Source organism: Micromonospora sp. HK10, from assembly GCF_000982955.1.
In the GTDB taxonomy this organism is placed as follows: Bacteria; Actinomycetota; Actinomycetes; order Mycobacteriales; family Micromonosporaceae; genus Micromonospora.
This window is the reverse complement of record NZ_KQ058903.1, coordinates 1-22,656: the sequence shown is the minus strand read 5'-3', so window position 1 is coordinate 22,656 and position 22,656 is coordinate 1. Positions and strand designations below refer to the sequence as shown.

The 22,656-nt window shown below is 72.5% G+C and carries 18 protein-coding genes and 1 pseudogene; 12 read left to right on the top strand and 7 right to left on the bottom strand.

The genetic code is table 11. The features are described from left to right. The first annotated feature begins 1 nt into the window (after window position 1). The 3 genes from LQ51_RS31020 (at window position 2) to LQ51_RS31010 (ending at window position 3,201) form a co-directional block, all read left to right on the top strand. The gene (locus LQ51_RS31020; RefSeq protein WP_231605949.1) at window positions 2-874 is read left to right on the top strand and encodes an NUDIX hydrolase; all 873 of its coding nucleotides are present in this window, start codon (window positions 2-4) and stop codon (window positions 872-874) included. 162 nt (window positions 875-1,036) lie between these two features. Then, window positions 1,037-1,948: an NUDIX hydrolase gene (locus tag LQ51_RS31015; protein WP_046571917.1), complete on the top strand. Its 912-nt coding sequence runs from the start codon at window positions 1,037-1,039 to the stop codon at window positions 1,946-1,948. 344 nt (window positions 1,949-2,292) lie between these two features. After that, a complete protein-coding gene (locus tag LQ51_RS31010) occupies window positions 2,293-3,201 on the top strand; it encodes a CDP-alcohol phosphatidyltransferase family protein (protein WP_046571914.1) in 909 nt (302 codons plus the stop codon). Window positions 3,202-3,318: 117 nt separating this feature from the next. Here LQ51_RS31010 and LQ51_RS31005 read toward each other — a convergent pair whose 3' ends face one another. The 3 genes and pseudogenes from LQ51_RS31005 to LQ51_RS30995 all read right to left on the bottom strand — a co-directional run bounded on the left by LQ51_RS31005 (window position 3,319) and on the right by LQ51_RS30995 (window position 7,131). Continuing rightward, the gene (locus LQ51_RS31005) at window positions 3,319-4,566 is read right to left on the bottom strand and encodes a phosphatidylserine decarboxylase (protein WP_046571912.1); all 1,248 of its coding nucleotides are present in this window, start codon (window positions 4,564-4,566) and stop codon (window positions 3,319-3,321) included. A 633-nt stretch (window positions 4,567-5,199) separates the two neighbouring features. Further along, window positions 5,200-5,383, bottom strand: a pseudogene (locus LQ51_RS34690) (hypothetical protein); the annotation flags it as partial. Continuing rightward, window positions 5,380-7,131 (bottom strand): PspC domain-containing protein, encoded by a 1,752-nt coding sequence (locus LQ51_RS30995; RefSeq protein WP_046571910.1) that lies wholly within the window; start codon window positions 7,129-7,131, stop codon window positions 5,380-5,382. The gene LQ51_RS30995 and the pseudogene LQ51_RS34690, both read right to left, overlap by 4 nt. 80 nt (window positions 7,132-7,211) lie before the next feature. Here LQ51_RS30995 and LQ51_RS30990 point away from each other — a divergent pair, with 80 nt between their 5' ends. Next, window positions 7,212-8,573, top strand: coding sequence for an ATP-binding protein (locus tag LQ51_RS30990; RefSeq protein ID WP_255352282.1), 1,362 nt, complete (start codon window positions 7,212-7,214; stop codon window positions 8,571-8,573). 2 nt (window positions 8,574-8,575) lie between these two features. Next, entirely contained in the window at window positions 8,576-9,253 is a 678-nt protein-coding gene (locus LQ51_RS30985; protein ID WP_046571925.1) for a response regulator, read from the top strand. A 42-nt stretch (window positions 9,254-9,295) separates the two neighbouring features. On the opposite strand, the gene LQ51_RS30980 is transcribed toward LQ51_RS30985, so the two are convergent. Beyond that, a complete protein-coding gene (locus LQ51_RS30980; RefSeq protein ID WP_046571909.1) occupies window positions 9,296-10,030 on the bottom strand; it encodes a PIG-L deacetylase family protein in 735 nt (244 codons plus the stop codon). 432 nt (window positions 10,031-10,462) lie between these two features. On the opposite strand from LQ51_RS30980, the gene LQ51_RS30975 reads away from it, so the two are divergent. The 5 genes from LQ51_RS30975 to LQ51_RS30955 all read left to right on the top strand — a co-directional run bounded on the left by LQ51_RS30975 (window position 10,463) and on the right by LQ51_RS30955 (window position 16,301). Beyond that, window positions 10,463-12,106, top strand: coding sequence for a peptide ABC transporter substrate-binding protein (locus LQ51_RS30975; protein WP_046571907.1), 1,644 nt, complete (start codon window positions 10,463-10,465; stop codon window positions 12,104-12,106). A 146-nt stretch (window positions 12,107-12,252) separates the two neighbouring features. Continuing rightward, entirely contained in the window at window positions 12,253-13,179 is a 927-nt protein-coding gene (locus LQ51_RS30970) for an ABC transporter permease (protein WP_046571905.1), read from the top strand. Window positions 13,180-13,251: 72 nt separating this feature from the next. Further along, on the top strand, window positions 13,252-14,238 hold the full coding sequence (locus LQ51_RS30965; protein WP_046571903.1) for an ABC transporter permease: 987 nt from the start codon (window positions 13,252-13,254) through the stop codon (window positions 14,236-14,238). A gap of 25 nt (window positions 14,239-14,263) precedes the next feature. Continuing rightward, window positions 14,264-15,292, top strand: coding sequence for an ABC transporter ATP-binding protein (locus LQ51_RS30960; protein WP_046571901.1), 1,029 nt, complete (start codon window positions 14,264-14,266; stop codon window positions 15,290-15,292). After that, window positions 15,285-16,301 (top strand): ABC transporter ATP-binding protein, encoded by a 1,017-nt coding sequence (locus LQ51_RS30955; RefSeq protein WP_046571899.1) that lies wholly within the window; start codon window positions 15,285-15,287, stop codon window positions 16,299-16,301. The genes LQ51_RS30960 and LQ51_RS30955 overlap by 8 nt, the downstream gene beginning before the upstream one ends. A 156-nt stretch (window positions 16,302-16,457) precedes the next feature. Here LQ51_RS30955 and LQ51_RS30950 read toward each other — a convergent pair whose 3' ends face one another. After that, window positions 16,458-16,829, bottom strand: coding sequence for a chorismate mutase (locus LQ51_RS30950; protein ID WP_046571898.1), 372 nt, complete (start codon window positions 16,827-16,829; stop codon window positions 16,458-16,460). A 287-nt stretch (window positions 16,830-17,116) separates the two neighbouring features. Here LQ51_RS30950 and pcrA point away from each other — a divergent pair, with 287 nt between their 5' ends. Further along, window positions 17,117-19,588 (top strand): DNA helicase PcrA, encoded by a 2,472-nt coding sequence (gene pcrA, locus LQ51_RS30945; RefSeq protein ID WP_046571896.1) that lies wholly within the window; start codon window positions 17,117-17,119, stop codon window positions 19,586-19,588. A gap of 52 nt (window positions 19,589-19,640) precedes the next feature. On the opposite strand, the gene LQ51_RS30940 is transcribed toward pcrA, so the two are convergent. Further along, a complete protein-coding gene (locus tag LQ51_RS30940; RefSeq protein WP_046571894.1) occupies window positions 19,641-20,426 on the bottom strand; it encodes a M23 family metallopeptidase in 786 nt (261 codons plus the stop codon). Window positions 20,427-20,676: 250 nt separating this feature from the next. Next, window positions 20,677-21,387, bottom strand: coding sequence for a M23 family metallopeptidase (locus tag LQ51_RS30935; protein WP_046571892.1), 711 nt, complete (start codon window positions 21,385-21,387; stop codon window positions 20,677-20,679). A 408-nt stretch (window positions 21,388-21,795) separates the two neighbouring features. On the opposite strand from LQ51_RS30935, the gene LQ51_RS30930 reads away from it, so the two are divergent. Then, window positions 21,796-22,200 carry a cobalamin B12-binding domain-containing protein gene (locus tag LQ51_RS30930; protein ID WP_046571890.1) on the top strand — a complete coding sequence of 135 codons (405 nt, stop codon included), beginning with the start codon at window positions 21,796-21,798 and terminating at the stop codon, window positions 22,198-22,200. The last annotated feature ends 456 nt before the right edge of the window (window positions 22,201-22,656 follow it).

Below are 22,656 nucleotides of genomic sequence, written 5' to 3'. Positions count from 1 at the left end.
GCTGGTCCGCGCAGCGGAGCGCTCCGGCACCCCCGGCACCTGGTCGCTGCCCGGTGGGGCGGTCGACCACGGAGAGGACCCGAACCACACCGTCGTACGGGAGACCGCGGCGGAGACCGGCCTCTCGGTCGCCGTGTCCGGCCTCCGGGATGTGCTCGCCGACATGCGGGCGCTGCCCGACCGGGGCATCACCATCCACACCGACCGCCTGCTCTACACGGTCTCGGTGCGGGGCGGGACGCTCACCGACCGGGTCGACCGGCCCACCGACCTGGCCCGCTGGTTCACCGTCGACGAGGCCCGGGAGCTGCCGCTGCGGTCGTTCACCGCGCGCGCCCTCGGGCTACCCACCTCCACCGACGACATCGTCCCGGAGGAGGTGCCGGAGTTCCCCTCGTTCTACGCCGTCCCCGGCCCCGACGGGCTGCACCGGGCCCAGCGCTTCGCCGCGTACGCCGTGGTGACCGATCCGGAGGAGCGGGTGCTGCTCACCCGGGTCTCCGACGGGTACCCGGGTGCCGGCTGCTGGCACCTGCCCGGGGGCGGCACCGACTACGGCGAGCAGCCCGCTGCCGCGCTGATCCGGGAACTGGTCGAGGAGACCGGCCAGACCGGCCGGCTGGTCGAGCTGCTCGGGGTGGCCAGTCACCGGGACGCCGCCTCGCTGGGCCCCGAGGGCTACCCGATCGACTGGCACGGCGTACGCGCCTTCTACCGGGTCGTGGTGGACCAGCCGGCCCCGCCCACCGTGGCCGACGTCGGCGGCTCCACCTGCGAGGCCCGCTGGTTCCGCCGCGAGGAACTCGGCGCCCTCCCCACCGACCGCCTCACCGAGGTCACCGCCGAAGCCGTCCACGCCGCCCACCTCCTCTGACCCACTGCTGCCCACCCCCGCCCGCCGCGCTCGCCCGCCAGCGGCGATCATGACGTGGTTGCCGGGACGCGCGTGCCCCGGCGGCAATAGGTTCATGATCGGCGGACCGGGCGGCGCCACGGAGCGCCGGCCGCCGCGTCGAGCGGGCGGGAGTGGGTTGCGGTGGAGCAGCGGCGGCGGATCGGCGCGTACGGGGTGCTGCGGGACGGTCACGGGCGGGTGCTGCTGGCGCGCGGCGCGGCGTGCTGCCCGTACCCGGGGGTGTGGCAGTTGCCCGGTGGCGGCGTCGAGCACGCGGAGCACCCGGCCGACGCGCTGGTACGCGAGTTCGGCGAGGAGACCGGGCTGACCGTCGGGCGCGGCGCGATCCGGGCCGCGATCGCCGACGTGGCCGCGTTCCGCGCCGAGCACGTCGCGATGCACACGGACCGGCTGATCTTCGAGGTCGAGGCGCGCGGCGGGCGGCTGCGGCCCGAGCCGGACGGCGGTACCGACGAGGTGGGCTGGTTCACCCCGGAGGAGGCCGCCGCGCGGCCGCTGATGCCGTTCACCGCCGAGCTGCTCGGCCTGCCGGTCTCCCCGCTGCCGGCCGACCTGCCCCGTGGGCTGCCCGTCGACCCGGCCGGGCCGTCCGCCGACCGCCGGCAGCGCTTCGGCGCGTACGGGCTGGTCACCGACCCGGCCGGCCGGGTGCTGCTCACCATGATCGCCGACGGCTACCCGGGAGCCGGCCGGTGGCATCTGCCCGGCGGCGGCACCGACCACGGTGAGCAGCCCGCGGCCGGGCTGCTCCGCGAGTTGGTCGAGGAGGCCGGCCAGCTCGGCCGGGTGGTCGAGTTGCTCGCCGTGGACAACCTGCACAACCCGGCCGCGCTCGGGCCGGAGGGGCGCCCGCTGGACTGGCACGGCGTCCGGGTGATCTACCGGGTGCACGTCGACGCCCCCACCGAGGCCGTGGTGACGGAACTCGCCGGTGGCTCCACGGCGAAGGCCGCCTGGTTCGCGCCGGAGCAGGTCGGCGGCCTGCCGATGACGGACGTGGCGGCCCGGGCAACCGGACAACGGGGCAGGTAGCACCCGCTCACCCGACCAGGATGGGCCGGCTCCGGTACAGTCTGAGTTAGGACGGGTGGACGAAAACGGGCGATGGAGCCCGAGATGGGAATAACTGAGCGGTTCGCGCGGTTAAGGATGTTATAAGTACCGCCGGCAGCTATCGCCAAGCCCCTATCCCCTGTGCAATGGTGTACTCCGCAAAAAGGGCTGCCGGACTCGAGAGGTCCGGCACGAGACAGCCGGACACCCGCCCCCTGGCGGTAACCCGATCCGGTGATGGAGGAAACGTGCCGAGAGCCCCATGGCGCCGGCGTCGTACGACTGACAGTCCGCGCCCCGCAGGGCGTCGCTGGGCGGGCAGGTTGCGCCGCAGCAGCACGTTCGCCCGCCAGGTGCTGCTGGTCCGGGTGGGCCGTCGGGACGGGGCCACCGCCCCCGGCACCGACCTGGTCACCCCGGACCACCGATGGAACGACCGCCAGCGGCGCCGGTACGGCCGGTTCGACGCCGAGGTCGAGGCGGTGATGCCGGTCAGCCCGGCGCTCGCCCCGAGCACCCCGGTCGACGAGGGCTCGGCGATGTCGATCCCGCTGCTGCCGGGCGAGCGGTCCGCCGCCCGCCGGGCCAAGTTCGCCCTGGTCAACGCCTGCACCCTGAGCAGCCTCATGCTCGGCATGCTGGCGATCTTCCTGGCCATGCAGGGCGACGTGCGCACCGCGGCGCTCTGCCTGATCGCCTGCGTCGCGTTCGACGGCCTGGACGGCGCGCTGGCCCGCAAGCTCGGCGTCGCCAGCCCGTTCGGCGCCCAGATGGACTCGCTGGCCGACATGTGCTCGTTCGGCCTGGCCGCCCCGGTCGTGGTCTACGCCTCGCTGGCCGGCTCGGTGCCGCCGGCGGCCGCCGCGGTGGCCTGCGCGCTCGTCGCCGGCTGCGCCGCGATCCGGCTCGCCCGGTTCAACGTCTCGCCCAAGGACGGCCGGTTCTTCTGCGGCGTACCGACCACCATGGCGGCGGCCGTGCTGGCCCTCACCGTGGCGATCGGGCTGCCGGTCTCCGGCCTGGTGATGGTCGCCGGGGTGGCCCTGCTCGCCTTCGCCATGGTCTCCAGCTTCCCGTACGCGAAGCTGGCCCGGCTGGTGAAGCTGCCGCCGTGGCTCTGGCTGGCCCCGGTGGTCGGCGCGCTGGTCGACATCCGGATCACCTTCGCCCTCGTGGTGGTGGGCTACCTGGTCAGCGGCCCGGTCCTCTGGCTGCACCAGCGCCGGGCCTGACCGGCGGCGCCGCCGGGCCGGACCCGCGCCGAGCGCAGCGGGCACCCGGACCGACCGGAGCCGAGAGCAGCAGAAAGGGGCGCCGCGACGAGCGGCGCCCCTTTCTGATCTGCCCGTTCAGCGCCAGCGGGCGATCACCGTGGCGCCGCCGACCACCTTGTCGCCCGGTCCGACCAGCGGCTCCGCCGCGTCCGCCGGCAGGTAGACGTCGGTACGCGAGCCGAACCGGATCAGCCCGAACCGCTCACCCCGGGCCAGCAGCGCCCCGACCGGCGCCCGCTGCACGATGCGCCGGGCGATCAGCCCGGTCCGCTGCGCGACCACCACGGTGCCGTGCTCGGTGTCGAGCACCGTGTACGCGGCCACGTTGTGCTCGGCGTCCGGCTTCATCGCGTTGACGAAACCACCGTCGGCCACGAAGTAGTCGACCACCTTGCCGGCCACCGGTGAGCGGTTGACGTGCACGTCGAGCACGGACAGGAAGACCGCGACGCGCAGCCACTCCCCGTCGCCGAAACGCTCGTCGTGCAGCCGCTGCACCGAGAGGACCTGGCCGTCCGCGGCGGCGACCACGGCCGACGGGTCCTCCGGAACGTCCCGCTCCGGGTCCCGGAAGAACGCGGCCACCGGCGCGGCGGCCAGCGCCGGGAGCAGCCAGAGCTTCGACTTCGGCCGGGCGGCCCGGGCCAGCACGGCCAGCCCGAGGCTGATGCCGGCCGCGGCGACCCCGTTGGAGTCGATGTGCATGCCCCGGGTCAGCGGCACGCTCGACGGCCGGTACGCCGGGGCGAGTTGCCCGGCCAGCGCGGCGCCGGCCGGGGTGAAGCGGAGGTGGTGCACCCGCACCGGCGGGGAGTTGCGCAGCACCAGGTCGGTGCGGACGCCGTTCAGCACGCCCTGCCGGTCCAGTTCGGCGGCGGCGCCCTCGGTGCGGAACACCGGTGCGGCCACGCTCAGCACGGCGCCGTCGGTCAGGTACTTGGTGAGGCCGTCGACGGTGCCGCGGGCCTCGTCGGCGGTGCCGGTGAACGGTTCGGCGGCGATGACCACCTCGGCGGCGTCCGCCTCGGCGATGGTGTCGACCACCCGTACCCGGTCGGCGACCCACCGGCCCTGGGCCGTGACGTGCTCGCGGAGCACTGCCGGGGCGGTGCCCTCGGCCGGCACGACGGTGAGCCGGTCGCCGGGAAGCAGCGCGTCGATCGCCGCGGCGAGCACCGCGGAGTCGGGGGTCGCGCCGACCACCAGGCCGGCCTTCGAGTCATTGCGCCGGGCCAGCTCGGAGACGAGGGTACGGGCGGCGCGCTCGCCGAGGCGGGCCGGACCGGACAGGCCGGGGACGCGCACGGCGGGGGACTGGGTCATGTCGGACGGGCTCCTGACTCCGGTGACGACAGAACGCGGTTGGACCGCCACGGCGACCTGGCAACCGGGCCGCGGACCGGGGCCCGGCGATTGACGCGCCGGCCGCGGCCGGGGCGCCGGCGGGGCCGGCCGGCGGAGGCGGAACCTCCACCGGCCAGCATAGGCGGCACCGACGCGCCGCCGCACCGCGTGTTCACCCGGGCCGGCGCTCCCCGGAGTCCGACTCGTCCCCACCGGTACGCGCCGCGCCCGCCGGCCCGTCCACGGCGGGCAGTTCCCGCGTCGCGGGCGCGTCGTCCCCGGGCGCGGGCAGTTCGCGGGTCGCGACCTCCTCGCCGGTCGGGCCGCCGCTGAGGGGCAGTTCGCGGGTCGCGGGCGCGTCCTCGCCCGCCGGACCGGTGGTGACGGGCAGTTCGCGGGTCGCAGGGCTCTCCTCGGCCGGCAGGGTCGGGGACCAGCGCGGCTCGTCCCCGTAGGGGCGGTCCTCCCGGGCCGGGGCGAGGTCGTCGGTGACGGCCGTCCCGGGCCACTCGTCAGCCTCCACCCCGCCGGTGACGCCGCTGGTCGGCGCCGGGTCCTCGTACGGCGCCGCGACGGTGGTCACCGGCTGCGGTGCGGTGCCGTTCCCGGCGTGCCGCCCGGAGCGCAGCGCCCCGATCAGGCCGAGCAGGCCGATGAGGATGAGCGCGCCGGCCAGGAACCAGCCGACCGGGGGCAGGTTGAGCCCGAGGATCTGGGCGAGCAGCCACCAGACGGCGAGGGCCAGGAAGACCAGCCCGAACGCGAACGACACGAGATCGGTGCGGTGGGCCTTCACCGGGTCACCTCCAGGTTGCCGGCGTTGACGTGGACGATCAGCCGCAGGGTGCCGCCGCCACGGCCGTCGGCGCCGAGGTCGGTGCTGTCCCACTGGCGTCCGTTCAGCCCGCCCGTGCGCCGGCCGAAGACCGTGGCGTCGCCGGCGTTCACGTCGGCCACCGTGGTGACGTCGACCTTCGGCGGTACGACCACGGTGACCTCACCGAAGTTGACTGCCACCGTCACCTGGGTGTCCTTCTTGTCGAAGTCGATCGCGCGCAGGTCCAGCACCGCGTCGCCGAAGTTGTTCTCGTAGCGGGTGGCCAGGTCCTGGAAGTCGACCGGGGCCCAGGTGACGTCGCCGTCGATGCCGCGTACCCGGTCGTAGGACTCGGCCACGGTGGCGAAGCCGAGCGCCACCGCGGTCACCAGGCCGAGCGCGATCAGCCAGCGGGCCCGGCCGAACCAGGTGCCCACCAGCAGCCCGAGGCCGATGGTGGCCAGCGCGGCGGCGAAGTAGCCGGCGGCGCCCACCGGGAAGACGTCCATCAGGTCGAGCACGCCCACCACGCCGAGCGCCAGGAAGATCAGCGAGAAGGTCACCGGGCCGAGCGCGGAACGCTCCTTCGGTCGCTTCGGGGCGCGGGCCGGCCGGGCCGGGGGCGCCGGCGCCGGGGGCGTCGGTCCCGCGTACGGGCCGCGCGGCGCGAAAGGCGGCCGGTAGCCGCCCGGTGGCAGCGGCGCGCCCGCCGGGGCCGGCACGGCCACCGGCTCCCCGACCGGTGCGCCGATGGTCGGCGCCCCCGGCCAGCCCGGGGTGCCGGCGGCCGGCCAGGTGGTGCCGGTCCGGCCACCGGACACCGGCGTCGACTCCGGGTACCCGCCGGCCGACCAGGCCGGCTGCGGGGCGGTGGGTGCGGAGCCGGACCAGGCCGGCTGGGCGGTGCCGGGGTCGTGGCCGGCCGGCGCAGCGGCGGGCGGCCCGGAGGTGGCCGTGGCGACGGTCGGGTCCGGCCCGGCGGCGGGCGTCGACCAGGCCGGCTGCGCGGCGGCGGGCGGCGCCCAGGGGTCCGGGGTCGCCGCTCCCGCCGGCGGGGCCGGGGACGGCCCGGGCCAGGTGGCGGCGGGCGGGGTGGGGGCGGCCGGCGGCACCGGGCCGGGCCCGGCGGGCGCGGGCTGTCCGGCGCCGGGGCCGCGGGCGTCCCGGTTGAGCATCAGCGCGCCGCCGATCAGGATCACCGCGCCGAGCAGGATCGCCCGGAACGCGTTGGTGACGACGTACCCGAAGCCGACGGCGACCACGATGCTGAGCACGATCACGGTGACCGGGGACATGCTGGACCGGCCGCGGCCGAGCATCGACTCCACGGGGGAGGCGGTGTCGCCCTCCCCGGGGATGATCAGCCAGGCGGTGACGTACACCAGGATGCCGATCCCGCCGAAGAAGCCCAGCACCGCGAGGAGCACCCGCCAGAGCACCGGGTCGGTGTTCGTGGCCCGGCCGATCGCCGCGCAGACCCCGGCCAGGTACCGGCCGTCGCGCGGGCGGACCAGCCCGTACCGGGACGTGAAGCCGGCGCCGCCGGGTGGCGGAGCGTACCCGGCCGGCGGCGGGCCGGGGAACGGCGCGGAACCGGCGGTCTGCGCCCCGGGTGGCGGCGCTGCCGAAGGGCCGGCGGTGGTGGGTGCCGGCCCCGGTGGGGGTGGTGGTGTCCCGTCCTGTGCTGCCGCCCCGGGCTGGGGCGGACGGGCGGCGTCCTCGCTCATGCTGTAGATCCTGCTGCGCCGGCCGCCCGAACGACCTCCGGACCCGACCCTGACGCCACCCTGAGATCCGGGGCCGGCGAATGTCGGGGGCGTCCCCGTGGTCGCGGCGGGCCGGCGCGTGTGACGATCGGGACGGCGCCGGTGCAGACCGGCCCGCATCACCCGTCACCCCGACCCGGGAGCCTCCGATCAGCAGCACCGTCACCCCGCAACCGCGGCGCCTCTACCGGGCCACCGAGCACCGGCTGGCCGCCGGGGTGGCCGCCGGCCTCGCCGAGCACCTCGGCATCTCGGTGCTCCGGGTCCGGATCGCCTTCATGGTGCTGCTCGGCCTGAACGGCCTCGGGTTGCTGCTGTACGCCGCGTTCTGGGCGGTCGTGCCGCCCCGGCCGGGCGACACCGCCCTGCCGCCCCGCCGGGACCTCGGCCAGCTGCTGCCGTTCGTCGCCATCGGGCTGGGCGTGCTGATGATCCAGGTGCTCGCCTTCCACTCGGTGGGCGCGGCCGGCACGGCCGGCTGGCTCGTCGCGATCATCGCGGTCGGTGCCGGCGTGATCTGGCACCAGTCCGCACCGGAGCGCCGCCGCCAGTGGGGCGACACCGTGCCGGTGCCCTGGCTGGGCGCGGTCGTGGAGGAGAGCGACCGGCGGGCGTTCGTGCTCCGGTTCATCGGCGGCGGGCTGCTCGTGGCCGTCGGGATCATCGGCGTCGCGGCGGTCTACTCCCCGGCACAGAACTTCGACGCGATCCTCAACGGCGTGATCTTCGCGCTGGTCGGCCTGGCCGGGGTCGGCGTGGTGACCGGCCCGGTGCTGTGGCGCACCTGGAACCAGCTCCGCTCAGAGCGCGAGGGGCGCATCCGGGAGCAGGAGCGGGCCGAGCTGGCCGCCATGGTGCACGACCAGGTGCTGCACACCCTGGCGCTGATCCAGCGCAACGCCAGCGACGTCAAGACGGTGCAGCGGCTGGCCCGCGGTCAGGAACGGTCACTGCGGAACTGGCTCTACAAGCCGACCGCCTCGCCCACCGAGCGGCTCGCCGCCGCGCTGGAGCAGGCCGCCGCCGAGGTGGAGGACACCTTCGCGATCACCGTCGAGGCGGTGGTGGTGGGCGACCGGGAGACCGACGAGCGGGTCGGCGCGCTGGTCGCGGCGGCCCGGGAGGCGCTGGTCAACGCGGCCCGGCACGCCGAGGTGCGCACCGTCTCGCTCTACGCCGAGGTGGAGCCCGACCAGGTCAGTGTCTTCGTCCGGGACCGGGGCAAGGGCTTCGACCCGGATACCGTGGAGGACCACCGGCACGGCGTCCGGGGTTCGATCATCGGGCGGATGAAGCGGCACGGCGGTCGGGCGGAGATCCGGTCCGAGCCGGGGGAGGGGACCGAGGTCCGGCTGATCCTGCCGATCAGCGGCAACGGCTCCACAGCGGAAAGGGACAAATGACCATGGCCGAGCAGGAACCGGTCGACCTGGCGGCGCGGGACGGACGGCTGCGGGTCTTCCTCGTCGACGACCACGCCATGTTCCGGGCGGGGGTACGCGCGGAACTCGGCACGCACGTCGAGGTGGTGGGGGAAGCGAGCACGGTGGCCGAGGCGGTCAGCCGGATCGCGGCCACCCAGCCCGACGTGGTGCTGCTCGACGTGCACATGCCGGACGGCGGCGGCCGGGCGGTGCTGGAGGCGATGCGCCGTACCCACCCGCAGGTGCGGTTCCTGGCGCTGAGCGTCTCCGACGCGGCCGAGGACGTGATCGGGCTGATCCGGGCCGGTGCCCGGGGGTACGTCACGAAGACCATCTCGCCGGACGAGCTGACCGACGCGATCCGCCGGGTGGCCGACGGGGACGCGGTCTTCAGCCCCCGGCTGGCCGGGTTCGTGCTGGACGCCTTCGCGGCCCGCCCGGACGCCCCGGTCGCCGACCCGGAACTGGACCAGCTCACCAACCGGGAGCGCGAGGTGCTGCGGCTGCTGGCCCGAGGGTACGCGTACAAGGAGATCGCCAAGGAGCTGTTCATCTCGATAAAGACGGTCGAGACGCACGTCTCCAACGTGCTGCGCAAGCTCCAGATGTCCAACCGGTACGAGCTGTCCCGCTGGGCGGCCGACCGCCGGTTGGTCTGAGCGGCGGCGTACCCGACCGCTGATCGCTACCGGTCGACGCCCTTACTCGGTGCGCAGCACGGTGAACGCCTCGGCCAGCCGGCCGGCCGGGAGGCCGGCGTTGTCCGCCATGGTCGTGAGCCGGTCCCGGACCCAGGTCGGCACGTCCAGGTGCGCGGTCTGGGAGCGGTGCGCCCGCATCGCGGCGATCCGGCGGTCGAGCTGGTCGGTCACGTCGACCACGTGGTCCGGGCCGGGGCCGCCGGCGTACCAGATCTCCCGCACCACCCAGGGCGCCAGTCCCGCGTCCAGCAGCTCGGGGAACGCGAAGCGGTTCCGCGAGTCGGGATAGACCGCGCAGGTGGTGGCCTCGCCGACGGCCAGGTGATCGGGGTGACTCGGGCCGGCGAGCTGCTCCCAACGGCGCAGCGGTGAGCTGGTCAGCACCCGGTCCGGCCGGAACCGGCGGATCGCCGCGGTGATCTGGCGGCGCAGCTCCAGGCTGGCCGTCAGGGTGCCGTCGTGGTGGCCGTCGAGGAAGTCGACCCGGCGTACGCCGACCGCGGCGGCGGCGGCCCGCTGTTCGGCCTCGCGCCGGGCGGGCATCTGCTCGCGCGGGGTCTCGTCGAAGCCGCCGGAGTCACCCCGGGTGACAATCAGGTACGCCACCTCGACGCCCTCGTCCACCCAGCGGGCGACGGTGCCCGCACAGCCGAAGTCCACATCATCCGGATGGGCAAAAACCGCGAGGGTCCGCCGTACGTCGGGAAGGGGCGGAGCGGAGGGCGGGAAGCTCACAGCACCTCAGCCTACGCGTCCGGAGTCGCCCCGGAGTGGCGCTGTCCTGCCGGTTCGCGGCGGTACGACCGGCCCCTTTCATGATCTTTTTTCAAGTATCGGCAACATGCCGGCCAACTAACGTCTTGATAACGGCACCTTCACGGAAAGGGCTGGTGGGTGTCACAGTGGCAGCACCTCACCCCCGGTGTGGGGCACCCCGTCGGGCCTGCCGACCACGTGACGCTGCCTCCGCGTGACGCCGCGTGGCTGTCGACCCTGCGCGGTGACGTTCACCGAGGATGCGGTGCCCGGCGGATCGGTGCCCCTGGGGGTGTCCCGATTTCCCTGCGGTACACCGGCGGCCTGCGGTTCGGGCCGGCGGTGGCGTCACCCCCCACACGTGCGTGAAACCCACGACGGAACCAGGTTAGAAAGAGGAGGCCCCTCGGAATGAGAGTCTCGAAGCGGGCGAGCGGCGCGCTCGCGGTGGGCGCGGCATTCGCGCTCATCGCGTCCGGCTGCTCCAGCGGCGACAATGATGGTGGCGACGCCGGCGCCAGCGCGGACGGCGCCATCGTCATCGACGGCACCCAGCCGGAGAACCCCCTGGTTCCGGCGAACACCACCGAGACCGGTGGCGGCAAGATCATCGACTGGATGTGGACCGGCCTGGTCGAGTACCCCAACAACGGTGGCGCGCCGCAGAACGCGCTCGCCGAGTCGATCGAGACGAGCGACTCCAAGGTCTTCAAGATCAAGATCAAGCAGAACACCAAGTTCCACGACGGCAGCACCGTCAAGGCCGAGAACTTCGTCAAGGCCTGGAACTGGGCTGCGTACGGCCCGAACGGCGCGCAGAACGCCAGCTTCTTCGCCGACATCCAGGGCTTCGCGGACACCTACACCGAGGACCCGGACGGCCCGGACGGCCCGAAGAAGGCCCCGGAGCCGAAGGTCAAGGAGATGTCCGGCCTGAAGGTCGTCGACGACTGGAACTTCGAGGTCACGCTCTCCGCGCCGACCGCCGTGTTCCCGACCAAGCTCGGCTACAGCGCCTTCATGCCGCTGCCGGACGCCTTCTTCTCGCAGAAGCCCGAGGAGTTCGGCAAGAAGCCGATCGGTAACGGCCCGGTCAAGCTCGTGTCCTGGCAGGACGACGTCGAGATCAAGCTCACCCGCTTCGACGACTACAACCTGCGCGACAAGATGAAGATCAAGGACGTCACCGTCAAGATCTACCAGGACGACACGGCCGCCTACAGCGACCTGGTCTCCGGCAACCTGGACTTCCAGCAGCAGGTTCCGGTCTCCTCGCTGGCCGGTGACAAGTGGAAGACCGACCTGGGTGACCGGGCGATCGCGTCGACCACCCCGTCGACCGGCATCATCGCCTTCCCGATCTACGACCCGAAGTTCAAGAACCCGAAGCTCCGGGCCGCGATCTCGCACGCCATCGACCGGCAGCAGATCACCGACAAGATCTTCTTCGGTAACCGCAAGCCGGCCGACAGCTGGGCCAACCCGCTGACCCCGGGCGCCGAGCCGGGCAACTGCACCGCCTGCAAGTTCGACGTGAACCTGGCGAAGCAGCTCCTGCAGGAGGCCGGTGGCTTCACCGGCAAGCTGACCCTGTCGTACAACGCGGACGCCAGCCACAAGGAGTGGATGGAGGCCGTCGCCCAGCAGATCAAGACCAACCTGGGCATCGACGCGGTCGCCGTCGGCGTGCCGACCTTCGCGGTCTTCCGGGCCAACATCAACAACCACAAGATGACCGGTGCCTACCGTGCCGGTTGGCAGCAGGACTACCCGGACGTGGAGAACTGGATCAACCCGCTCTACGTCAAGGGTGGCTCCTCGAACGACGGTCTCTACAGCAACCCGCAGGTCGACGCCCTTGCCAAGGAGGCCTCGTCGGCCCCCAGCCTCGACGAGTCGCACAAGAAGTTCGCCGAGGCCGTCAAGCTCATCGACCAGGACGTTCCGTCGATGCCGATCTACTTCGGTGGCCAGCAGTCCGGCCACTCCGAGAAGATCAAGAAGATGGAGCTGACCAACGTCGGCGAACTCGACATCACCTCGGTCGAGCTCTGATCCGAACGGTCTGACCCCGGGTCGGGCTCGCCTACCGGTGAGCCCGACCCGGGGCCGTTCCGCGAGGGGGTGTACAACAAACCCCTCGCACGTTTGTCACCACCGTGTCGGCCGTCCGACGCGCCCCCTGTCTGGAGGACCACCCCATGGGCCGTTATCTCTTGAGACGGCTGCTGCAACTCGTGCCGGTCTTCATCGGCACGACTTTCCTGATCTACTGGCTCGTCTGGAAGGTGCCGGGCGACCCCTTCGCCGGCAAGTGCGGCGACCGCGGTTGCCCCGACAACTTCCGGGCGATGATGACCGAGAAGTACCACCTCGACCAGTCGATCTGGGTGCAGTACGCCAGCTACATGAAGAACCTTTTCCAGGGTGATTTCGGCATCACGTACAGTGGCCGGGAGATCAGCGACATCATCATGACGTCGTACCCCAACACCCTGAAGCTGGCGGTGGTCGCGCTCACCATCGAGGCCGTGATCGGTCTCGGCGCGGGCGTGCTGACCGGTCTCCGGCGCAACGGCTTCCTGGACAACCTGGTCCTGATCTCCACCCTGTTCCTGATCGCGCTGCCGGTCTTCGTCATCGGCTTCCTGCTGCAGTGGCTGCTCGGCGTCAAGTGGGGGATCATCCACCCGACGGTCTCCGGCGAGATGCGCATGTCCGAGCTGATCGTGCCCGGCTTCGTGCTCGGTAGCGCCTCGATGGCGTACATCGCCCGGGTGGCGCGCACCAGCATCGCCGAGAACCGGCGCGCCGACTACGTCCGCACCGCCATCGCCAAGGGCCTCCCCATGCGCCGGGTGGTCGGCGTGCACCTGCTTCGCAACTCCCTGATCCCCGTGGTCACCCTGCTCGGCACCGACCTCGGCGCCCTGATGGGCGGCGCCATCATCACCGAGGGCATCTTCGGCATCAACGGCATCGGCCGCCAGGTTCTCCGCTCGATCGTCACGAAGGAGAGCGCTACCGTTGTCGGCATCGTGGTGGTCCTGGTGCTCGTCTATCTCGTGATGAACCTGCTGGTGGACCTGCTCTACGCCGCCCTGGACCCGAGGATCCGCTATGAGTGACCGCAGCGAACGAATCAGCAAGGCAGGGTGCGCGGGCGGTCCCGCCCGCGCCGAGCGTAGCGAGGTGCGGGCATGAGTGACCCGAGTACCGCGTCGATCGTCTCGACGCCGCCGGCGCACATGCCGACCGAGGCCGGTTCCGGCGCGCCGGTCGACGCCGGCCTCCCGGAGAGCGCCCAGAAGGAGCAGAAGCCGCGCAGCCTGCTCGGTGACGCCTGGCAGGACCTGCGCCGCAAGCCGCTGTTCTGGATCTCCGCGGCCTTCATCGTGCTGTTCGTGGTGATGGCCGCCGTCCCGTTCGTGTTCACCTCCGGCGACGCCGTCAACGGCGACCTGGCCCGCAGCCGGGTCGAGCCCTCCTCGTCGGCCTGGTTCGGTTACGACGTGCAGGGCCGGGACGTGTTCGCCCGGACCATCTACGGCGCCCGCGCGTCCATCGTGGTGGCTCTGCTGTCGACCATCCTCACCCTGCTGATCGGCGGCGCGATGGGCATCATCGCCGGCTACCGCGGCGGCTGGGTGGACGCGCTGCTCTCGCGGATCGCGGACATCTTCTTCGGCCTGCCGTTCGTGCTCGGCTCGATCGTCATCCTGACCACCTTCAACGGGTCGGGCACCGACAACGGTGAGTGGACGATCATGGGCCTGGTGATCCTTTCGCTGACCGTGCTGACCTGGCCGGTCGTGATGCGGCTGATGCGGTCCTCGGTGCTGGCCACCAAGGAGGCCGACTACATCATCGCGGCCCGGGCCATGGGTGCCAGCACGGGGCGGATCATCCTCAAGCACCTGCTGCCGAACTGCCTGGCACCGCTGCTGGTCTACGGCACGATCATGGTCGGCTCGTTCATCGGCGCCGAGGCCACGCTCTCCTTCCTGGGTATCGGCCTGAAGACCCCCGTGGTGTCCTGGGGCATCATGATCAGCGAGGCGCAGAACTACATCCGGGTCTCGCCGTTCCTGCTGTTCTTCCCGGCCGCGTTCCTCGTCACCGCCGTGCTGAGCTTCGTGATGCTCGGTGAGGCGGTCCGCGAGGCCCTCGACCCGAAGCTCCGATAGGGGAACTGAGTTGTCCGACATTCTCGTGTCCGAGCAGTCCGTGCCGGGCGCCGACGGATCCGGCCGCCCCGCCGGCCGGTTGCTCGAGGTCGACGACCTCCGGGTGGAGTTCCGTACCCGGGACGGGGTCGCCAAGGTCATCAACGGGGTGACGTACCACGTCAACGCGGGGGAGACCCTCGCCGTGCTTGGCGAGTCCGGCTCCGGCAAGAGCGTCACCGCGCAGACCATCATGGGCATCCTCGACACCCCGCCCGGCTTCGTCACCGGTGGCCAGGTCCGCTTCCACGGCAAGGACATGCTCAAGATGTCCGCCGAGCAGCGGCGTCGGATCCGGGGCGAGGGCATTGCGATGATCTTCCAGGACTCGCTCTCCGCCCTCAACCCGGTTTTCACCGTCGGCTTCCAGATCGCCGAGCAGTTCCGCATCCGCCGCGGCATGAGCCGCGCGGACGCCAAGAAGCGCTCGATCGAGATGCTCGACCAGGTGAAGATCCCCAACGCCAAGGGCCGGTACAGCAACTACCCGCACCAGTTCTCCGGCGGCATGCGGCAGCGCGCGATGATCGCCATGTCGCTCGCGCTCGACCCCGAGGTGCTGATCGCCGACGAGCCGACCACCGCCCTGGACGTGACCGTGCAGGCCCAGATCATGGACCTGCTCGGTGAACTCCAGCGGGAGCGGCGGATGGGCATGATCCTGATCACCCACGACCTCGGCGTCGTCGCCGACGTCGCGGACCGGATCGCGGTCATGTACGCCGGCCGGATCGTCGAGGAAGCCGACGTGTACGAGCTGTACGCCAAGCCGGCGCACCCGTACACGCTCGGCCTGCTCAACTCGATCCCGCGGATGGACGAGAAGGGTCAGGAGCTCCGGACGATCAAGGGGCTCCCGCCGAACCTGATGAACATCCCGCCGGGCTGCCCGTTCAACCCGCGCTGCCCCATGGCGCAGCCGGTGTGCCGGGAGAAGGTGCCTCCGCTGCTGCAGATCGGCAGCGGTCGGGCCAGCGCCTGCCACTTCGCCGAGGAGCTCGTGAGCCGTGACTGAGAACATCATCGAGGTCCGTGACCTGGTCAAGCACTACCCCGTGACCCGGGGCGTGGTGTTCAAGAAGACCATCGGTCACGTCAAGGCCGTCGACGGCGTCTCCTTCGACCTGAAGGCCGGCGAGACCCTCGGCGTCGTGGGCGAGTCCGGCTGTGGCAAGTCGACCCTCGCCCGGGTCCTGATGAACCTGGAGAAGCCGACCGCCGGCCAGGTGCTCTACAAGGGCCAGGACATCTCCAAGCTCTCCGGTGGGGCGCTGCGGCGCCTGCGCCGGCAGATCCAGCTGGTGATGCAGGACCCGTACACCTCGCTGAACCCCCGGATGACGGTGGGTGACCTGATCGGCGAGCCGTTCGAGATCCACCCCGAGGCGGCCCCGCGCGGCAGCCGGCGCGGCAAGGTCAAGGAGCTGCTCGACCTGGTCGGGCTGAACCCGGAGCACATCAACCGCTACCCGCACCAGTTCTCCGGCGGCCAGCGGCAGCGCATCGGCATCGCCCGGGCGCTGGCCCTGCGGCCGGAGGTCATCGTCTGTGACGAGCCGGTGTCCGCCCTGGACGTCTCCATCCAGGCTCAGGTGATGAACCTGCTGGAGAAGCTCCAGGCGGAGTTCGGGCTGTCGTACGTCTTCATCGCCCACGACCTGTCGGTCGTGCGCCACCTCTCCGACCGGGTCGCGGTGATGTACCTCGGCAAGATGGTGGAGGTCGGCACCGAGGACGAGATCTACGAGCGCCCGACGCACCCGTACACCCAGGCGCTGCTGTCGGCGGTGCCGGTGCCGGACCCGACGCTGCGGGACAACAAGGCGATCATCCGGCTCACCGGTGACGTCCCCTCCCCGGTCAGCCCGCCCTCGGGCTGCCGGTTCCGCACCCGGTGCTGGAAGGCGCAGGAGGTCTGCGCCCAGGAGGTGCCGCTGCTCCAGATCCGGCGCGGCTCGGACCACCCGAGCGCCTGCCACTTCGCCGAGCGGCGGGAGATCGTGCCGACCCACGAGGCGGCCTGAGTCAACCCGGACCGCCTGCCGGCGTCACGCTGACGCCGGCAGGCGGTCCGTCGTATCCGGGGTCGGTGCGGGCGGGTACGGACGGTCCGGGGGTCGGCTCCGGCCCGGCCGCGCCGGCGCCGCGCCCGGTCCGACGCCGGCGACCGGCGCCGCGGTTCACAGGGGGCCGCGGCCGGCGCGCAGCAGCAGCAACGCCAACTGGGTGCCGTCCGCGCCGAGCGCCTGCCGGAACCGCTCCAGGATCTCCCGCTCACGGGAGAGCACGAGCCGGGTGCCGCCGGACGCCATCCGGGTGGCCCCGACCTCCTGCGACAGCGCCGCCCGCTCCTGCCAGAGCGCGATGAGGGTGCGGTCGATCTCGTCGATCCGCTCCCGGATGGCCACGATCCGCTCGGCGGCCGCCGAGTCGTCGGTGCCGGTGCCGGTGCCGGTGCCGGTGCGGGCCGCCGCCGCCCCGGTCGGCGCGGTGCCGTCGGTCCGGCCGGGCCGCGCCAGGCTGCCGCTGGACTCCACCACGTCAGTCATCATCGTCGTCCCTCTCGGGTCTCGGGCCCGGTGCCCGGATCCCGGGACGAAAAAGCCCCGGGCTCTCCGAGCCCGGGGCTTTGCAGGTCTGTGATCAGGCGCGACCTACGGCTGCCGGACTCCCGGTGCCGTAGTAAAAGTAGAAGCGCTGATCGAACACGCCGTCGAGTATGCCGACCCGCGGGCGGGGTGCGCAAGGAAAGCCGCCAACTGGTGGGATGTGACTCCTCGGTCCCGTCGGGGCCGCGCGGTCGGGAACTGTCCGGCGCGCGGCATAGACTCGCCGTGCGATGCATCCTCTCTTCGACATCCCCGCGTCCCCGCCCGAGCCCGCGCCGCACGACGACGCCGGCCCTCCTTCCGCCCCGCCACCGGTGGGCGGCGCTCCGGGCCGTGTGACGGCCGGTGCGGCGCTGCGGCGTGGGGCGGGGTCACCGGGTGCCCGACCGGGCCCGGAGGCCCTCCTCGACGGGCTGAACGGGCCGCAGCGGGACGCGGTCACCCACGCCGGCTCGCCGCTGCTCATCGTGGCCGGCGCCGGCTCCGGCAAGACCCGGGTGCTGACCAACCGGATCGCGTACCTGCTCGCCGCGCGGGACGTGCACCCGGGCGAGATCATCGCGATCACCTTCACCAACAAGGCGGCCGGCGAGATGAAGGAGCGGGTGGCCGCCCTGGTCGGCCCGCGCGCCCGGCTCATGTGGGTGTCGACCTTCCACTCGGCCTGCGTCCGGATCCTGCGCGCCGAGCACGAGCACGCCGGCCTGAAGTCGACCTTCTCGATCTACGACGCGGACGACTCCCGCCGGCTGATGCAGCTCGTCACCCGCGAGCTGGACCTCGACCCGAAGCGCTACCCGGCGCGCGGCCTGGCCGCCCAGGTCTCCAACCTCAAAAATGAGCTGGTCGACCCGGAGGAGTTCGCCGGCCGGGCCAAGGGGCCCAACGAGCGCGCCCTGGCCGAGGCCTACACGCTCTACCAGCGGCGGCTGCGCGAGGCGCACGCGCTGGACTTCGACGACCTGATCATGACGACCGTGCACCTGCTCCAGTCCCACCCGCACGTGGCGGAGAGCTACCGGCGCCGGTTCCGGCACGTCCTCGTCGACGAGTACCAGGACACCAACCACGCCCAGTACGTGCTGATCAAGGAGCTGGTCTCCGGCACCGACGGGCTCCCGCCGGCCGAGCTCTGCGTGGTCGGCGACGCCGACCAGTCGATCTACGCGTTCCGCGGCGCGACCATCCGCAACATCCTCGAGTTCGAGCGCGACTTCACCGACGCCCGGACGATCCTGCTGGAGCAGAACTACCGCTCCACCCAGACCATTCTCAACGCGGCCAACGCGGTGATCGACCGGAACACCTCCCGCAAGCCCAAGCGGCTGTGGAGCGACGCGGGGGCCGGCGAGCAGATCGTCGGGTACGTCGCCGACACCGAGCACGCCGAGGCCGACTGGGTGGCCCGGGAGATCGACCGGCTGGTCGACGAGGGGGACACCCGCCCCGCCGACGTGGCGGTCTTCTACCGCACCAACGCGATGTCCCGCGTCTTCGAGGAGGTGTTCATCCGGGTCGGCCTGCCGTACAAGGTCGTCGGCGGGGTGCGCTTCTACGAGCGCAAGGAGGTCCGGGACGCGCTGGCCTACCTGCGCGCCGTGGTCAACCCCGACGACACGGTCAGCGTGCGCCGGATCTTGAACACCCCGCGCCGGGGCATCGGCGACCGGGCCGAGGCGTGCGTCGAGGCGCTGGCGGGCCGGGACCGGATCTCCTTCGGCGCGGCACTGCGCCGGGCCAAGGACGCCCCGGGGATCTCCACCCGGGCCGCCAACGGCATCGCCGAGTTCGTCGCCCTCCTCGACGGCGCCCGCGAGCTGGCCGACACCGGCACCCCGGAGGAGGTGTTGGAGGCGCTGCTGACCCGCTCGGGCTACCTGAGCGAGCTGGAGGAGAGCCTCGACCCGCAGGACGCCGGCCGGGTGGACAACCTCCAGGAGCTGGTCAGCGTCGCCCGGGAATACACCGAGCGGATCGAGGCGCTGGGCGCCGAGGACGAGCGGGCCACCGTGGCGGGCTTCCTGGAGCAGGTGGCGCTGGTCGCCGACGCCGACCAGATCCCCGCCGACGACCCGGACCATCAGGGTGTGGTCACCCTGATGACGCTGCACACCGCGAAGGGCCTGGAGTTCCCGGTGGTCTTCCTGACCGGCCTGGAGGACGGCGTCTTCCCCCACCTGCGCTCGCTGGGCGACACCCGGGAGCTGGAGGAGGAGCGCCGGCTCGCGTACGTGGGCATCACCCGCGCCCGGCAACGGCTCTACCTGTCCCGGGCGGTCACCCGGTCGGCCTGGGGCGCGCCCGCGTACAACCCGCCGTCGCGCTTCCTCGAGGAGCTGCCGCCGGACCTGGTCCGCTGGGAGCGGACCGAGGGGTCGTACACCTCGTGGGCCGGCGGGGGCGGCGGCGTCGGCGGCCGCGCGGACCGCGCGCCCGGCGGGCGGGCCGGCTTCACCGGGGGTACGCCCAAGGCGACCCAGCTCGCCAAGCGGCTCGGGGTGGACGCCAGCCGGCTGTCCACGGCCAGTGAGCTGAAGCAGGCCCCGAAGGTGGCGGCGGGGGACCGGGTCAACCACCAGCGCTACGGGTTGGGTCGGGTGCTGGCCGTCGAGGGGCACGGGCCGGGCGCCCGGGCGCAGATCGACTTCGGCGACCAGACCATGTGGCTGGTGCTCCGGCACGCCCCGATCGACAAGCTCTGACACGGCCCGGCCCGGCGGGACGCCGGGCCGGGCCGTTGTCGTGCCGGTGCGGTCAGCAGGCCACGCCGATGCCCCGGGCGCGCAGGAACGGCGCCGGGTCGATCTGGTTCCACATCTGGCCCTGGTGCACCTCGAAGTGCAGGTGCGGGCCGGTGGCGTCGCCGGTGGCGCCCTCGTAGCCGATGACCTGGCCGGCGCTCACCCGGTCGCCGACGCTGACGATCAGCCGGCTCTGGTGCGCGTAGTGGGTCAGGTAGCCGTTGTGGTGGTCGATGAAGACCGAGTTGCCGTACCCGTCGCCGGCGTCCCCGGCCTTGACCACCGTGCCCGCGAAGGCGGCGTGGATCGGGGTCCCCGCGGGCATCGCGAAGTCGATGCCGGCGTGCAGGGTGCCCCACCGCTGCCCGTAGCAGGAGGTGATGGTGGCGCCCTTCATCGGGATGACCCAGCTGGGCTTCGGCTTGGCCACCTTCTTCGGCCTGGGCTTCGCGGCGGCGGTCTTCGTCGGTTTCGGGCTGGCCGTGCTCGGGCTCGGCGACGGGCTGGCCGGGGTGGCGGACGGGGTGACCGGCGCGGTCGACCCGCGGGCCGCGCGGTCGGCGCGGGCAGCGGCCTCGGCACGCGCCTCGGCCTCCAGATCGACGGCGGCGGCCGGGTCCGGGGTGCCGTGGTCGGCGGTGACGACGGAGACGCCGCCGAGGCCGAGAGCGACCAGCGCGACCGCGCCGACGGCCAGGTATGTGGTGCGCCGGACCGGATGCTTGCGCCGGTGCCGGGCGGGGGCGTCCGAGGTGTTCTCGTTCTGGCGGGAGTTGTCTTCCTGCACGGGGACCTTCATCAGTCGAGGGGCACGTTGACCTCGAAATACTGGTGTCGGCCGCGCCGTCGCCGGGTACGGGCTCCGGGTGTGGGACCCGGCAACCGGTGGCTGCTCGCCGCCTTCGTGCCCGTCCGGGCGGTTCAGGCCGGAAAAGGATCATGCACGGGTGTGCTCCCGCTCACACTTCTACCTGTGACCTGGCAGACTTTGCCGCAACGAAAACCGCCCGGATCGACTGATCCGGGCGGTCAATGGGCGATACGCAGCGTCAGGACGCGGCTACATCGGCGTAGATTGCCTCGACTTGCAGCTTGATGTCCACTCCGCGATCCTCCAGCCACGGCACCGGGTCCAGCGGTTGCCCGTTGACATGGATCTCCAGGTGCAGGTGCGAGCCGTAGGAGTGGCCCGTGTTGCCCACCAGGCCGAGCTGGTCGCCGGCCTTCACCTGCTGGCCCTCCCGCACGTTGACCGCGGAGGAGTGGCCGTAGATGGCCTCGCTGCCGTCGGCGTGCTGGACGATGACCGTGTAGCCGTACCCGCCGAACCAGCCGGCCTTGGTGACCGTGCCGTCGTGGATCGCGAGGTAGGGCGTGCCCTCCGCCGCCACCAGGTCGATGCCGGTGTGCAGCTTGCCCCAGCGCATGCCGTAGGGCCCGTTGAAGTCGTAGCCGTGCAGCGGAAGCAGCCAGACGTCCTGCTCGGCGGCGGCCTTGTCGGTGCGGCCGCTCCGCGAGGCGACGTCGGCGGACTCGGCGCGGGCGGCGGCCTCCTGGCTGGTGACCGAGGCCTGCCGGAGCTCGTCGAGAGCCGACGGGCTGACGCTCTTGGCGTCCGGGAGGGCGTTCGCGCCGAGGGCGACGATGCCGGCTCCGACGAAGGCGGTGGTGACAACCGCGGCGTAGCGGCTCCGCGGGGGGGTGGGTACGCGGCGACGGCCGCGATATCTATCGGGCTCAGACGACAGGCGCTGGCGCACGCATACCCTCCGTTGTCGGGGATCCGATGCGACCTCGGACCGTTCGGTGAAGCTCGGTTGAACGTCCGGTGGCCGCGTCATCACCCGTCCGTGGACTTGATGACAACCGTGGACACGTTAGCCAACCGCCACTCCTGTCACAAGCCGAAGCGCCGAATTGGGGTTTCATTCTGTCCGTTTCCGTCCGGCCTTGTCATAGCTCGTGCCGCCGGTCGGGTGGCCCGGTAACTGCCCGTTCGTCGCGCACAGTGACCGTTCGGCGGAGGCGTCCGGCTTCCCGCCGGGCGGGTCCGCCGTTAATGGGACTCCCATCGCGGGTAGGGGTCGGCCCGGGTTTCCGGCCGCGGTGCGGGCGGGTTACCGTTCGTTCAGTCGAGGAGTGCGGTAGCCGGGGAAAGGTGTGCGCTGATGAGCTCTCGGATCCGGGTCGTCGTCGCGAAGCCCGGCCTGGACGGCCACGACCGGGGCGCGAAGGTCGTCGCGCGTGCCCTGCGGGACGCCGGCATGGAGGTCATCTACACCGGGCTGCACCAGACGCCGGAGCAGATCGTGGAGACCGCGATCCAGGAGGACGCCGACGCCGTCGGCCTCTCCGTGCTCTCCGGCGCGCACATGACCCTCTTCAAGCGGGTGCTCGAACTGCTCGCCGAGCGCGACGCCACCGACATCGTGGTCTTCGGCGGCGGCATCATCCCCGACGCCGACATCCCCGAGCTGGAGCAGCTCGGCGTCGCGAAGATCTTCACCCCGGGCGCGACCACCCAGTCGATCGTGGACTGGGTCCGGGCCAACGTCACCCAGCCGGTCGCCTGACCCGATGCCGGTCGCCTGACCCGATTGCCCGGGCTGCGCCGGGGGTCGGTGGCAAGGTCCGGGCAGGGGAAGGGGCCGGACCGAGGTTCGGGCAGGGGGAGGGGCCGGACCGGGGTTCGGGCAGGGGGAGGGGCCGGACGCACCCCTCACACGCCCGGCCCCTCTATGCACGATGCCCCGCCGCCACCCCTCGACCGACAGGGCATCGGCCGTCTCCCGTCGCCGCGCTTGACCAGCGCTCCGACATCAGACTCAACGACGCCCTCACCAGGGGGTTACGCACCTCCCTCAACATCCCCCGTACGGCTGAACCGGCCCTCCGTTGCTGTAAGCCGGGGGTCGCTTCCGGCCGTTGACGCGCTGCCCGCCGCGCCGCGCCGGCCCCAGTTCCGCCGGCGCTGGTCGCCGCCGCTGGTCGCGGGCGCTGATCGCCCGGCGCTGGTCGCTGGCGCTTGC